Consider the following 13,069-nt stretch of genomic DNA (forward strand, 5'->3'; position numbering starts at 1 on the left):
GCCGGGCCCGCGCGGAGCGCCAGCACCCCGGCGACGGGTGCGGCCTGATCGGACGTGATCGAGGCCGCACCGGGCCGCCGCGCGGACGTGCCGACAGGCAGGTCCTGCTCGCGGCGGCCCGGCGGGCGGTCCGAGCCATTACCCGGGGGCGTCCTCCTCATCGATCTCCGGGCGCACGTCCTTCGCGGCCTCGTCGCGGGTCGCTCGCGCCATGCCGGAGGTCGTCGCGGGATCCTCGCTGGCGGCGCGCTGATCCTCGGCCAACGAGCGGAACTTCTGGAACAGCGGTGCCAAGATGTCACCGGTGATGGTGAGGGCCTCGGGCGAGAGCTCGCTCACGATCTTCGGGTCGCGCGGTTCGTCGGGGATGCCGTCGTAGAGCTCCGGGTCGATTCCGCTTCGCTCGGGCCGGGCTCCGGGGACGGTGTCGTGGATGGTGTTCGCTGATCTTTCCGCGGTGCTCGCCCGATCAGCGCCACCGGTGAAGATGTTCTCGAACGACATGAGGCGGTCTCCTCGCATCGGCAGCGGGTGTTCAGGTCCTGTAGAACGGGGCTTCCTGGTTGTTGTGGTGCCTGTTGCCGTGCTGCAGCTGTTCCAGCTCGAACACCTCGTGCTCTCCGGCGAGGGTGGACACCACCTCCGCGGTGCCCTTCTGGGCGAAGTTCTCGCCGTCCTCCACCAGACCGAGGATGTCGATCGGGTGGACGACGGTCCGGACGTGCTTCGCCGGAGTGGTCCGTCCGCTCGGGTCGCCGGTCTGGACCCGCTTCCGCTCCGCCCTGTCCATCCCCGCGACTGGCCGGACGCTGTCGAACTCGACCGGTTCCGGGTAGTGCAGGGCGACGTAGCCGCCGAACACGACGGGAATCTGGTAGTCGAACCGCTTCACCTGGCGTCGCTGCGTCGCCCGGACGACCGCACGTGACTCGATGGTTCCGCTGAGCGTGGACGACTGCTTCCACGCCGTCGTCAGCGAGCCGCTGACCGACGCGGTGATGCCGAGCATCAGCTGGGCGGAGAGCTCTCCCGTTCCGGTGGCGGTGCCGGTCGCCGTGGTCGTGGCCGCGTCCGTCGTGGACTTCTCGGTCTGGTCCTGCGTCTGGGAACCGACGTTGTCCTTGTGGTTGTGGGCGATGTCGGTGTGCGAGCTCTTCTGCTGAACGCTGTGCTGGAGGCTCTTCTGCAGCTGCTCTTGCAGCGACGCGGTGGTCTTCGCTCCGAAGGTGAGCTGCACCTGCCCGGCGAGCGACCAACTGATCGTGTTCGATATGGAGAACTCGACGGTGTTCGTCCACTGCACGGCGACCGGGTCCGTGCGATTGACGTAGATCTGCTCCGATATCACGTCGGGAGGCGGTTGCACGATGTCGGACCGCTCCTCGATCAGCGGCACCCCCATGTTGAGGTAGGCGAACCAGCCGTGCTGGTGGGCCGTGGGCTCCGCGTCCGGGTAATCGCCGTACCGCCGCTTGTTCAGGGAGAATCCGGTGGGCCGGATCCACCGATCCCTGCCGTCTTCCGCTTTTTCCTTGGCTTTGGCCTGCACGAAGTCCGAGACCCGGTATCCGTTCCGCCAGGTCTTTCCCTCCCAGGCCAGCAGTGAATTGGTTTTTTCCGGGATTTCGAGTTCTTCCTGGTTGCGTCCCGTCAGCGAGTGCCGCATGAATCGGGTGGGCTTGTAAGTGCTGCCGACGGGATGCTGGCTTGGCATGGCAGGAAAAACCTCCTTGCGCGCTGAAACTGTTGCCTGGATCGGGGAGTGGGCGCGGTGGGAATTCGGCGAATGTGCGAATGCGGTGCCCACGTTGCCACGCTGCTGCGCGCACCCCGTACCGCTGCGGGTGCGTACCGGCTGATTCACTCGGTGCGGTGACGACATGACATTGCGTGCAACGGGACATCTCGGACCGATCGGATCAGCAGCGATCCCGGAGAGTTCTTCGGTGAGTGGAAAGTGCAGCGCAGCGGCGAAGGGGATGTCGGGCCACAGGTCACGTCAGCTGTTCGGGCCCGGTCAGCATCTGAGCGGAGCGCGCCGCCGAAACGATCGGTGGCAGGTGCGGGCGGCTACCGTCCGTGCCTGACCCTCGACTCCTGTCCGGACTCGTCCGAGCTGGCTCGGTCGTGCGCTGGGCGCGAAGTTCGCCACGCCGGGGCGGGCGGAGCTCGCCGATGCCGACTTCGTGGTTCGCGGGCCGGGGAAGTTCTTCGGCGAGCTCCGCCGCCCGCCTCCGCCGAGGCGTCGTGCCTCGCGGCGCGACGGCTAGTCTGTCCGGTCGTGGCGAAGCTCTACTTCCGGTACGGGGCGATGAACTCCGGCAAGTCGACGGCGTTGATCCAAGTGGCGCACAACTACGAGGAACGCGGCCAGCGGGTCTTCGTGGTGAAACCGGCCATCGACACCAAGAGCCCGCACGTCCTGTCGCGGATCATGGTGAGTCGGGAGGTCGACCTCGTCCTGGGCGAGGAGGCCTCGCTGCGCGACGCCGTCCTCGCCGCGGGCGCGCCCGACTGCGTGCTCGTGGACGAGGCGCAGTTCCTCACCGGGGAACAGGTCGAGGCCCTGTTCCGGCTCGCCGTGCTGGACGGGATCCCGGTGATCGCCTACGGGCTGCGCAGCGACTTCCGCACCCGCGGCTTCCCCGGAAGCCTTCGGCTGATGGAACTGGCGCACTCCATCGAGGAGCTGAAGACGATCTGCCGCTGCGGACGCAAGGCGACGATGAACGCACGCACCGTCAACGGCGCCTTCGTCCGCACGGGCAGCCAGATCGCCATCGACGGCGAGGTCGGCTACGAATCCATGTGCGGAACCTGCTACCTGCTGAAGATCGGCACCCTGGGGTGAGGGACGCGCGGCCGTCGCTGCCGGCACCCCGACCCGCGGCGATCTGCCCGTGCCGACGGGCCGAGCCGGGTGCGACCGCCCGGTGATGGGGGCCGGGCGGGAAGTGCGGAATCGCGCTGTCAGCAGGCCCCTCGGCGACTGATCGGTGCTCGGGGTTGCATCTCAAGCGGCTTGAGGGCCCAGGGTGGACGTCATGAACGACGAACAGCTGTACTCCATCGGTGACGCCGCGCGGCGCACCGGGTTGAGCGTGAGCGCCATCAGGTTCTACGCCGACGACGGTGTGGTCGCGCCCACCAGTCAGAACGCTGCCGGGCACCGGTTCTACGACGTCGATGCCATCGCGCGGCTGGAACTCGTCCGCACCCTGCGGGACCTGGGCGCGGGCCTGGACGGCGTCCGCGAGCTGCTGGCCGAGGAGACCAGCTTGGCCGAGTTGGCTTCGGCCCATCTCCAGATCGTCGAGCGGCACATGCGTGAGCTGCGCGCCCGGCGAGCGGTCCTGCGCACCGTGGTGAACCAGCCGACGACGACCGATCGGGTTGCCCTGATGCACGGTCTCGTCTCCATGTCCGACGACGGCCGCGACCGCGTCCTCGACGAGTTCTGGGGCGAGGTCACCGAGGGCCTCAGCGTCCATCCGGCCTTCACCGAGCACCTGAGCGCGATCCGGCCGCAGCTGCCCGAGGATCCGACGACCGAACAGCTCCAGGCGTGGATCGAGCTCGCCGAGCTGGTGCGGGACAGCGCTTTTCGTGAATCGGTCCGGCGGTTCCTGCACACCAGCTTCGCCTCGCCCAAAGCCCTGGAGCTGACGTCGCCGACGAGGTTGGCGCGAATCGAGCGGCATCGGCGGCTGGAGGTGGAAGCCGCCGAGGCGGAACGGTCCGGAGCGGCGGCGGACACCTCGCGCGCTCGGGAGCTGGCCGAGGCCCTCCTGGCCTCGTTCGCCGAACTCAGCGCGGATGCCACCGGGTCGCCGCTCGGCGACGACGAGCTCGCCGAGCTGAGGCGTTCCCTGAGCACGCCCCGAACGACGACCGAGGCCGATCGCCGCGCCGACGAAGCGGTGGCGGAGTTCACCGGTGTGCTGGGCACGTACCTGTCCCTGCTCGCGACGATCAACGGCGAAGCAGGACCGGAGATGGGAGCCGGTGGAGCGAGCGAGGAATGGCTCGCCGCCGCGCTCTCCGCATCGGACGCCTGATCCGACCTACTGGCGGCGAGTGCGGGACCGGCAGGGATCCGGTGTCCTTTGACCAGCTCCGCGAGGTGTTGCTCGCCGAGCTCGAAGCGGCCGGGCGGATCGGCTCGTCACGCGCGTGCGTGGATGCCTCCCACGTCCGCGCGAAAGGGCGATCCGCGGCCGGGCCGAGCCCTGCCGAGGGCGGCAAGACCGGCTCGAAACACCACCTGGTCTGCGGCGGCGGGGTGCCTCTCGCGGTCACGCTGACCGGTGGTAACCGCGACGACATCACGCAGCTGGTGCTTCTCGTGGACGCCGTCTCCCGTGTCCGAGGCTGTCCGAGGCCGCCGAGGCCGACCGCGCCACCCACCGGAGGCCCTCGTCGCCGACCGGGGCTGCGACCGCGACACATATCGGAACCTGCTGGGGCAGCGCGGAATGCGGCCTTCGATCAGCCGTCGTGGCACCCAGGACGACAACCAGCCGGTGCGCCAGGTCGTTGAGCGAACCCCGGCACTGCTGCACCAGTACCGGCGCTTGGCCGAACGCTGGGAACGCCGCAAGCAGCGGGCATGACTGACGATGAGCGACACAGCCTCCTAACGCATGTGGTGGGAGAGTCGGCGCCAGGCGATGAGTCCGCGAGCCAGGGCGCGGAAACCGCTGTGGACGTCGCCCCTTCCGCTGAGCCCTCCTGCACTGCCTAGAATCCTCCGACGCGGGTGCTCCGCGGGAGGGGTGTCGCGCTGAAGACCGAGTCCGGATCGAAGGCCGATTTGACCGCGAGAAGCCGTTCCGCGTTCGTGTCGTAGGCCTCGGTGACCTGGTCCTGGTGCTCAGGCCCGAGGAAGCTGACGTATCCACCCGGTAATGAGTGCTGAGCCAGGGACTCGTGCACGGCATCGGCCCATCGAAGATGTTCTTCGTCGCCGCGGCCATCGCCCTCCCACAGCGCGATGAGCTCGACCATCCGGTGAGGTCGGCGCATGCCGAACGCTGTCGATGCGAGGTCCGGCCATGTCGCAGCTCCGTGGAAGTCGTGCGCGAGGACCGCGGAGAAGGGTGAGGTGAACGTGCCAGCGGCGTGTTCGAGGTGAACACCGATGTCTCCGGAGATGTCCTGCACCGTCCTCGTTCGAATGGCTCCCCTTCGGCCGACGGGGAACATCGCGTCCGTCGCCGCCAGGGTCGCCGAGCGAGCCACCGGTCCGATTTCTGCGCTCAGCGGTGTCCCGAGCCGGGCCAGCCCGCGGACCGGGCCGTCGGCGGCGTCTCCGGCCGCGATGTCACCGGACCAGGTAGGCGCCACGTAGACGACGGGATCCCCGCTCGGGCCGGGCAGGAAGCCGACGTCCACCGACAGCTCATCCGCACTCCCGTGCAGGACCTCGCTGAGATCAGCCAGCAGCCGGCGAGTGTTCGTGCCGGGATACAAGATGGTGCCGGCGACCACTGTCGGTACCGGATGCAATCGGATCCTCGCCGAGGTGACCACACCGAAGTTGCCACCCCCGCCGCGCAAGGCCCAGAAGAGGTCCGGATGGTGCTCAGCGTCGGCTTGCACGAGCGATCCGTCGGCGAGCACGACGTCGGCACCGAGCAGGCTGTCCGCCGCGATTCCGAAGCGCCCGATGAGCGGGCCGTACCCGCCCCCGAGGGTCAGCCCGACTACGCCCACCGCCCCCGCTGTGCCAGTAACAGCCGTGAGCCCTGCTCCTTCGGCAGCGGACACGACATCCGAGGACAATGTCCCGCCCCCTACTACGGCGTGCCTCCTCTCGGCGTCGATGCGGACACCACGCATGCCGGTCAGATCTAGGACGATGCCACCGGGCCGGACCGCACGTCCCCAGAAGTCATGACCTCCGCCGCGTACCGATAGCGGAACCTGGTGGTCGCGGGCGGCTCGCACACCGGCCTGCACATCGGTCGCGCTCGTGCACCGGATGACGACGCGCGGAGTGGACTCCGCGGCGGCGTTGAACAGCGTGATCGCCCGAGTGAATTCAGGGCCCGCTGCGTGGACCGAGCCCGTGTCAACGGTGGCGCGCAGCTGAGCAACAAGTTTCGGCTCGGCCGGTGCCCGGCCGGAGGGGTGGAGGTGATGTGAATGCATGGTTTCTCCAGTGCCAGTGATGAACGACCGCGAGGTGCGATCACTGCCTGCCAGGGGCCGGTCCACCCCTTCCTCTTCGGGCAACCGCTGCTTCTCGACTGACGCAACCTGCTCACGACGACCTTCCGGGTCCGCTCGTCCGGGCAGGGGCCCATCGAATCGTTTTCTAGCATGGCCATGCTAACGTACCTGGCGTGCGGCTGCCCCGAGCAGGCTGAGGGGCGTGCTGCACGACAGCCATCGCCACCGTTGGCTCGAAGGGGCCGACTGACTCCAGCAGCTGCGCTCGTGGCGATGGAAAGAGCGCTCGCCTCCCCGCGCAGCCGCCTCCACGTCAGCGCACCAACCATCTCGCGCGGCGAATGCCGTACGAGTAGAGGAGAAACACATGCCACGAGGTCACCACCACACCAACCCGTCCAGAACTTCGACGATCGGGAGCGCCGGCAACGGCGATCACGATGGCCCGGCGGTCCTGCCCTCGGGGGCGACCGAGTACCACCGGTTCCTGCGTACTCCTGGGTACCGCTGGTGGAAATCCGTGCTGGCGATCGTGCTGATCCCCGTCGCCTACGTCGTGAGCACCCTCGCGCTCACCTGGGGGCTGACCTCGGTCTCCGAGTCGTTCGACCTCGGCCTGGTGCCGCCGGAGACGCCGGGCGACGGGGTGGTGACGATGAGTCCGGCCCGGTTGCTCGCCAGCAACCTCGCCATCGGTTTGCTGATCCCGGTCTCCCTCGGCCTGCAGCGGCTCCTGTTCGGGCAATCCGGGCGATGGATGCACTCGGTGCACGGCCGCTTCCGGTGGAAGCTGGCGCTGACCTTGGCCGGCGCACTGGTACCGGTGTGGATCGCCTACGGCGTCGTCTGGACGACGCTGAATCCCGAGGCGGCCGGTGTCAGCGGGCCGCCGGCCACGCTGGTGAGCACCTTCGTTCTGTTCGCGATCGCGCTGCTCACCAGCCCCCTGCAGGGCGCCGGTGAGGAGTACGCCGTGCGCGGTCTGCTGGCACGCAGCTTCGGCTCCTTCACCACGCAGCCCACGATCGCCCTGCTGCTGGCCCTGCTTGCGCCGAACCTGATGTTCACCGTGATCCACGGTCTGGCAGACCCTTGGCTGGTCGTCTACACGTTCACGGCCGGGCTGGCGTTCGCGGTGATCACCTGGCGCACCGGCGGAATCGAGGGGGCCGTCGTGCTGCACGCGATGAACAACAGCGTCTTGCTCGTAGTCGCCTCCTTCTTCTCCAGCGAGGTCAACATCGACCGCAGCTCCGGGCACGGCGAGGCGATGGTGCCCGGCATCTTTCTGATGGTGCTGACCGCCGCAGGGATCTGGCTCTGGGCGCGGCGCCGCGGTGTCGCCCGCTCCGCCGATCCGTTCGCCGACTCCTCGGCAAGCGAGTGAAACCCCGGGGTGCATCCATCGACTCGGTCCCACATGCCGCAAGGGGCCACTGCAAGCGTCTGGTGTCCTCCGCTCGTTGATGGGTTGTCACAGTCGTCCGAGGGATTCGAGGATCTGATCAGCGGTCTTGGCCAGATGAAGGGATTCGGGTTCTCGCTCCAGGCATTGACCCAGTCGCGGAGGTCCTTCTCCGATGCCTGGACCGATCGGTGATCGCAGCGCTGCGGCAACTCCCCGGTGATCTCGGCGAAGAGCCGCTCGACCTGGTCGGTCCAGGACGAGCAGATCGGCGCGAAGTGCGTGTAGAACCGCGGATGCTTGCCGAGTCAGGCGGTCATCGACCTTCTCCGCGCCCAACGGGTAGTGGGCCAGCTTGAACCCGTCCGTCAGGCGGCAGCAGGGGTGGCCCCCTCACCTGGATCGCGGCGGATCCAGTTCCGCGACGTGCACTCGTTGATCCCGAGCAGCTCACCGACCTCCTGCCGGGCGCCGCGCGGGCTGGGTCATCGGTGATGGCGCTGGAACGTCAAGGGTTCGAGGGGGTCCCGTCCGCATTCGGATACGCGTCGCGGAGACGCCGCACGGAGGACGTCACCACGGCGCGCACATCGGACTCCTGCAAAGGCGCTGAGAGCAGTGAGGAGCTGAGCGAGAAACCTTCGACGAGGGTGACCAGGAGGAATGCTTCCCGTCGGAGTGCTTCCTCATCGATGGCGCGGTCGGCCAAGACCTCGCCCAGGATGGAACGAATCGCCGTCCCCGCCGCGACGGATGCCGCAGCGATCTCAGCTCCGATCTCCGGGTCGGTGCGCCCCAGCACTCGGTACTCGACGAGGGCGGTGTTCTCCTTGAGCTCCTGCTCGGTGGTCGGCGCGGTGAACGTGATCACGTCGACGATTCGGGTCGCCGGGTCGCTGGAAAGCTGAGGGGCGCGATTCTGCGCGCGTTGAATCAGGATTTTCAGCGTGAAGCGCATCACCTCGCTCAAGGTGTCCCCGAAGTAGTGCCGAATACTCCCGATCGCGAAGCCGCTTCGGGTGGCGATCCGAGCGAGGGTGACGGATCGGAGGCCGTGCGCGGCGATCTCGTCGATCACCGCGTCGGCGACTTCTTCCCTGCGCACGTCAGGATCCACTCGTTTGGGCACGGGGCCCAGCCTAGCCGGAACTAACATGGGCGTGCTAGTCATGCTGCGGCAGCGCGGAATGCGGCCTTTGAACAGCCGTCGTGGCACCCGGGACGACAACCAGCCGGTGCGCCGGGTCGTTGAGCGAACCCTGGCACTGCTGCACCAGTACCGGCGCTTGGCCGAACGCTGGGAACGACGCGCCGACGTCCACAGTGGTTTCCTCGCCCTGGCTTGCGGACTCATCACCCGGCGCCGACTCCCACACCACGTGCGTTAGGAGCTCCGAGGGGCGTGGTCCCGATCTGACGTGAGCAACTCACACCGATCGTCTGAAAAGCCGCTACGAAGCTTTGACAGCTCCGCATCCCCACTGTCCTGTCTGGGCGGTCGCGGTGGTGGCGAGGCCGTCGGGATCGGGGGCTGCGGGTCTACGCGGTCTTTCCGCCTGCGGGTTCGCGCGAGGTCATCCGATTCGCGTGACCGATCGCGCGGCCCATCGTGTTCCGAACCACCAGGCCTGTGCGGGTGCTGGGCACCATGAGTCTGGCGACGAGGCCGAGGCGTCGCTGCCGCGGTCGCACTTCGCGGCGGAGCCGCGACTCGTAGGCGGCGAAGCCACGCGCGTGATCTCCACGGTGGGAGGCGAGTTCTTCCGCAAGGGCATGCGCTCCCGCCATCGCCATGCTGGAACCGTCGCCGAGCAGGCCTGTGGCGGCCGCCGCATCTCCGAGCAGCACAACTCGTCCGCGGGACCACGAGGGCATCCGGACGGTCGTCAGCGGGTCGAAGAACGGGGCCGGGTGGTCGAGGTAGGCCGCCACGAGTTCCGGCGCCCGCCATCGCACGTCGGCGTACGTTTCGGCCACGGTCTGCTTGTGAAGAGCGATGTTCTTGCGGTCGTGGATCGCCTGTCTCGTGGCGCGGAAGGTGAAGATCGCTAGTGGGGTGTTGCGGGAAGGGTGGATGACCAGCATCCGGTTCGGCGCGGTCAGCATCGTCAGCTCGCTCGGGTCATCCACGGCGTCCGGTTCCAGCGGGACCGTCGCGCCGTAGAGACCCAGGTCGCTCACGAACTGCCGTTCGGGTCCGAACACCAAACGCCGCATCGTGGAATGCGTCCCATCGGCACCGACCACCAAGTCGAAGCGCCGTGGCGCGGACCGCCGAAAGAAGACATCGGCTCCACCTTCGTCCTGCTCGAGTGCGGTCACGGTGTCGTCGAACACGAACTCCGCATCGCCCCGCGCCGCCCGGTGGAGTACCTCGGAAAGGTCGGCCCGGGTCACCTCGACTGTCGGCGACCCCCCGGGGGAGGGGAGTCTGAGGACTCGGTTGCCGGCTGGGTCGAGCAGGGTCAACGATCGGTTGCTGGTGGCGAGCTCGCGCAGCTGCGGAAGAATGCCCATGCGCTCGGCGACCGGTAATGCGGGCCCCTTCACGACGATCGCACTGCCACCGGAGCGTAGTTGCCGGGCGTGCTCGACGACGGTCGGCCGGTATCCATTCCGCGCGAGCCAGAAGGCTAGCGCCGGCCCGGCGATTCCGGCTCCGAGTATCAGCACCTCGGGCTTCTTCATGACCACACCTCTCTGATCGTTGACGGCTGCCGTCCAGCCATCAAGGTACGAATGATTTGGTACCTGTCCCGAGTAGAGCATGACTGCGAGGTACGTTGCAAGACGTACCTGAAAGGCGCGCTTCGCGGCTGGACTCAAGCGGGCCTCCGTCTCGATCAGCAGTGGCATGAACGTGCTACTGTAACTAGCATGAATGTGCCAAAAATGGCTTGGGAATCCATGCCCAGCCGGATCGATCCCGGACAACACGAGACGCGACGGACCGGCACAGCCCGTGGGGCAGGGCATCGCGGCAGGTTTCCCATCGCGCCGACGGGTTCGACGGCTCCGTCCGCCTCCCCGGATGCGTCGCCGGTGACAGCCGACGGGGGTCGCATGGCGTGCCGGGCCTCGCTCAACCAGCACCGTCGACCTGTGCGAACCGCCGACATGTCGACCCGGCTCTAGTCCGGATCAGGCAGCGGCGAGGTCGCTGCGGGCAGATGTGGGGAGGGACGATCCACATCCCTCTCGTCCTCGAACGTCGTTCGGCACCTCTGCGACCGCAGCACCAGCCCCCGAACCCGCGCGGCGCAATGGCATCACGCGGGGCAGCGGCAGGGGAACAGGATCGAGGACACCTGACCTCGGTCACGCGGGCCCCGTTGACGCCCTAAGGCCCTGTGCCGACACCGACACCAGGAGACGACCCATGAACACTGACGCCGCGTCCCCAGCCGAACGCGCCGACGGCCTGCACGGCAGCCATACCGATGTCTTGGTGGTCGGCGCCGGAATCTCTGGGATCGGTGCCGCGCACCGCCTGAGATCTGACTTCCCGGATCTCGGATTCTTGGTCGTGGAGGCCCAAGAAAACCGAGGCGGCACGTGGTGGACGCATCGATATCCCGGTGTCCGTTCGGACAGCGACCTGTTCACCTACGGCTATCGACACAAGCCTTGGCGTGGACCGGCCATCGCGGGGGGCGAGGAGATCCTCGCCTACCTCGACGAGGTGATCGCCGAGGATGATCTCGCCCAGCACATCCACTACCGCTGCCGGGTCACGGGATTGGAGTGGTCCTCCCACGATGAACGATGGACCGCGCAGGTCAGCCGCGTTGATACCGGTGAGCAGCTGCAGATCACCGCAAACTTCCTCTGGATGTGCCAAGGCTTCTACGACCACGAAACACCCCATTCGCCGACCTGGCCGGGCCTCGAGCGCTTCGAGGGACCAGTGGTGCATCCGCAGCACTGGCCCGTCGACCTGGACGTGACGGGCAAGCGGGTCCTGGTCGTCGGGTCCGGTGCCACCGCGGCGACGCTGGTTCCTGCCTTGGCCGGCGACGCGGAGCACGTCACGATGCTGCAGCGCTCGCCGTCGTACTGGCTTCCCCTGCCCACGAAGCACGAACTGGAAGTGCTGCTCGAACCGCTTGAGCTTCCTGTGGAGTGGAGGCACGAGATCATGCGCAGGGCCTACGTTCAGCAGCTGGGGAAGTTCGCCGCCGCGAGCTTCGACGATCCGGACTCGTTGCGAGAGCTTCTGATCGAGACGATTCGGCCGCTGGTGCCCGAGGGCACGGACTTCTCCAAGCATTTCACGCCGAGTTATCGGCCGTGGCAGCAGCGGCTCGCCGTGGCCCCGGACGGCGACTTCTTCTCCGAGATGAGAGCGGGAACCGTCTCCGTCGTGACCGACACGATCGCCGAATTCACGGATCGAGGCGCGCTTCTCTCCTCGGGCAACAGCGTGCCGGCGGACGTGGTCGTGACGGCGACCGGTTTCGATCTGGCGGTCTTCGGTGGCATCCCGTTCACCGTGGACGGCGACCGGGTTGACTTCACGACCCGCGTCACCTGGCGCGGTCTCATGATCAGCGGGATCCCGAACATGGTGTTCGCCTTCGGGTACTTCCGGCACAGCTGGACTCTCCGCGTCGACCTGGTCTACGACGTCATCGCTCGCATCTTCAACCAGATGCGTGAGCAGGACACCTCCGTCGTGACACCAACTCCGCACCCGCAGGACGCGGACATGCCGTTGCTGCCCTGGATGCCAGAGGAGAACTTCAACGCGGGCTACGTTCGACGTTCGCAGCACAAGATGTTCCGCCAAGGCGATCGCGCCCCCTGGACGCACATGCACGAATACGATCACGAGCGCGTTGCGCTGCCAGCGGCCGACATCAACGATGGCCTCACGTACCGATGAAGAACGGGTCAATCTTCGTTGGCAGAGGCTCGTGGCTGCCCGCCAGAAGCGGCAGCAATGACCGGCCCCGCGTTCTTCTCGGCAGCCCCGAGCCGCTTCTTCGCCCTCACGGGGGTGCGAGCCTGCCGGGTTCAGGCGGCGGCGAACGCCTGCTCGATGACGAGGGTGTCCTCGTACAGGTGCAACCGGACGATTCGGCCGTCCTCGACCACCAGGTGCATGGCCGACGGCGTGGTGAACTCCCTGCCAGATGATGCGATCACGTGCGTGAAAGTTCCCAGCAGGATCACGTCCGTCTCGTCGACGACGAATCGCTCCAGGGTCACCTCGCTCCTGCCCGGCACGTAGTGGGGCCACATGGTGGTGAAGAAGGAGGCGACTTCGTCCCGCCGGGTACGACGGCCCGTCCACGGCAAGGTGTCGCTGCCCGGGACGTACCAGTCGATCTGATCCGCGAACAGCTCCTGAATCCCCTCCGGATCCTGCTGGCCCAGGCGCTCCACGAACTGCTCGGCCACAGCACGGGGGATCTTGGTGTCTGCTGTCATCGTCATGTCCTCTTTCGTTCTCGTGCGTGTCAGGTCGTCGCCATCGCAGGAAGCGCG

12 protein-coding genes are annotated in these 13,069 nt (G+C 67.5%); 6 read left to right on the forward strand and 6 right to left on the reverse strand.

What is annotated here, in order from left to right; all coding sequences use genetic code 11:
* Positions 1 to 138: 138 nt before the first annotated feature.
* Both ACL03H_RS01040 and ACL03H_RS01045 read right to left on the reverse strand, forming a co-directional pair.
* Entirely contained in the window at positions 139 to 504 is a 366-nt protein-coding gene (locus ACL03H_RS01040) for a hypothetical protein (protein WP_412809105.1), read from the reverse strand.
* A gap of 31 nt (positions 505 to 535) precedes the next feature.
* Complete coding sequence (locus ACL03H_RS01045; RefSeq protein ID WP_412809106.1) at positions 536 to 1,807, reverse strand: hypothetical protein; 1,272 nt, start codon at positions 1,805 to 1,807, stop codon at positions 536 to 538.
* Between the two features lie 474 nt (positions 1,808 to 2,281).
* On the opposite strand from ACL03H_RS01045, the gene ACL03H_RS01050 reads away from it, so the two are divergent.
* From ACL03H_RS01050 to ACL03H_RS01065, 4 genes are all read left to right on the forward strand, one after another.
* Positions 2,282 to 2,851 carry a thymidine kinase gene (locus ACL03H_RS01050; protein WP_412809107.1) on the forward strand — a complete coding sequence of 190 codons (570 nt, stop codon included), beginning with the start codon at positions 2,282 to 2,284 and terminating at the stop codon, positions 2,849 to 2,851.
* A gap of 193 nt (positions 2,852 to 3,044) precedes the next feature.
* Positions 3,045 to 4,058, forward strand: coding sequence for a helix-turn-helix domain-containing protein (locus ACL03H_RS01055; RefSeq protein ID WP_412809108.1), 1,014 nt, complete (start codon positions 3,045 to 3,047; stop codon positions 4,056 to 4,058).
* On the forward strand, positions 4,022 to 4,540 hold the full coding sequence (locus ACL03H_RS01060) for a transposase (RefSeq protein ID WP_412809109.1): 519 nt from the start codon (positions 4,022 to 4,024) through the stop codon (positions 4,538 to 4,540). Before ACL03H_RS01055 ends, ACL03H_RS01060 begins: the two co-directional genes overlap by 37 nt.
* Positions 4,476 to 4,613 (forward strand): hypothetical protein, encoded by a 138-nt coding sequence (locus ACL03H_RS01065; RefSeq protein WP_412809346.1) that lies wholly within the window; start codon positions 4,476 to 4,478, stop codon positions 4,611 to 4,613. The genes ACL03H_RS01060 and ACL03H_RS01065 overlap by 65 nt, the downstream gene beginning before the upstream one ends.
* A gap of 127 nt (positions 4,614 to 4,740) precedes the next feature.
* Here ACL03H_RS01065 and ACL03H_RS01070 read toward each other — a convergent pair whose 3' ends face one another.
* On the reverse strand, positions 4,741 to 6,237 hold the full coding sequence (locus ACL03H_RS01070; protein WP_412809110.1) for an FAD-binding oxidoreductase: 1,497 nt from the start codon (positions 6,235 to 6,237) through the stop codon (positions 4,741 to 4,743).
* Between the two features lie 457 nt (positions 6,238 to 6,694).
* On the opposite strand from ACL03H_RS01070, the gene ACL03H_RS01075 reads away from it, so the two are divergent.
* Positions 6,695 to 7,561: a CPBP family intramembrane glutamic endopeptidase gene (locus tag ACL03H_RS01075; RefSeq protein ID WP_412809111.1), complete on the forward strand. Its 867-nt coding sequence runs from the start codon at positions 6,695 to 6,697 to the stop codon at positions 7,559 to 7,561.
* 526 nt (positions 7,562 to 8,087) lie between these two features.
* Here ACL03H_RS01075 and ACL03H_RS01080 read toward each other — a convergent pair.
* Positions 8,088 to 8,708, reverse strand: a complete 621-nt coding sequence (locus tag ACL03H_RS01080; protein ID WP_412809112.1) for a TetR/AcrR family transcriptional regulator — start codon at positions 8,706 to 8,708, stop codon at positions 8,088 to 8,090.
* Between the two features lie 410 nt (positions 8,709 to 9,118).
* Positions 9,119 to 10,435, reverse strand: coding sequence for an FAD-dependent monooxygenase (locus ACL03H_RS01085; RefSeq protein ID WP_412809113.1), 1,317 nt, complete (start codon positions 10,433 to 10,435; stop codon positions 9,119 to 9,121).
* Between the two features lie 523 nt (positions 10,436 to 10,958).
* On the opposite strand from ACL03H_RS01085, the gene ACL03H_RS01090 reads away from it, so the two are divergent.
* A complete protein-coding gene (locus ACL03H_RS01090) occupies positions 10,959 to 12,464 on the forward strand; it encodes a flavin-containing monooxygenase (protein ID WP_412809114.1) in 1,506 nt (501 codons plus the stop codon).
* Positions 12,465 to 12,595: 131 nt separating this feature from the next.
* Here the strand turns inward: ACL03H_RS01090 and ACL03H_RS01095 are convergent, their stop codons facing one another.
* Positions 12,596 to 13,012, reverse strand: coding sequence for a nuclear transport factor 2 family protein (locus ACL03H_RS01095; protein WP_412809115.1), 417 nt, complete (start codon positions 13,010 to 13,012; stop codon positions 12,596 to 12,598).
* Positions 13,013 to 13,069: the final 57 nt, after the last annotated feature.

The sequence above is a fragment of the Saccharopolyspora antibiotica genome, assembly GCF_047200635.1.
GTDB lineage: Bacteria > Actinomycetota > Actinomycetes > Mycobacteriales > Pseudonocardiaceae > Saccharopolyspora_C.

Excerpts from the sequence above, each read along its gene's own strand:
- ACL03H_RS01040 (WP_412809105.1), bottom strand. The coding sequence starts at position 504 with ATGTCGTTCGAGAACATCTTCACCGGTGGCGCTGATCGGGCGAGCACC.
- ACL03H_RS01055 (WP_412809108.1), top strand. The coding sequence starts at position 3,045 with ATGAACGACGAACAGCTGTACTCCATCGGTGACGCCGCGCGGCGCACC.
- ACL03H_RS01060 (WP_412809109.1), top strand. The coding sequence starts at position 4,022 with ATGGCTCGCCGCCGCGCTCTCCGCATCGGACGCCTGATCCGACCTACT.
- ACL03H_RS01065 (WP_412809346.1), top strand. The coding sequence starts at position 4,476 with ATGCGGCCTTCGATCAGCCGTCGTGGCACCCAGGACGACAACCAGCCG.
- ACL03H_RS01085 (WP_412809113.1), bottom strand. The coding sequence starts at position 10,435 with ATGCCACTGCTGATCGAGACGGAGGCCCGCTTGAGTCCAGCCGCGAAG.
- ACL03H_RS01090 (WP_412809114.1), top strand. The coding sequence starts at position 10,959 with ATGAACACTGACGCCGCGTCCCCAGCCGAACGCGCCGACGGCCTGCAC.
- ACL03H_RS01095 (WP_412809115.1), bottom strand. The coding sequence starts at position 13,012 with ATGACAGCAGACACCAAGATCCCCCGTGCTGTGGCCGAGCAGTTCGTG.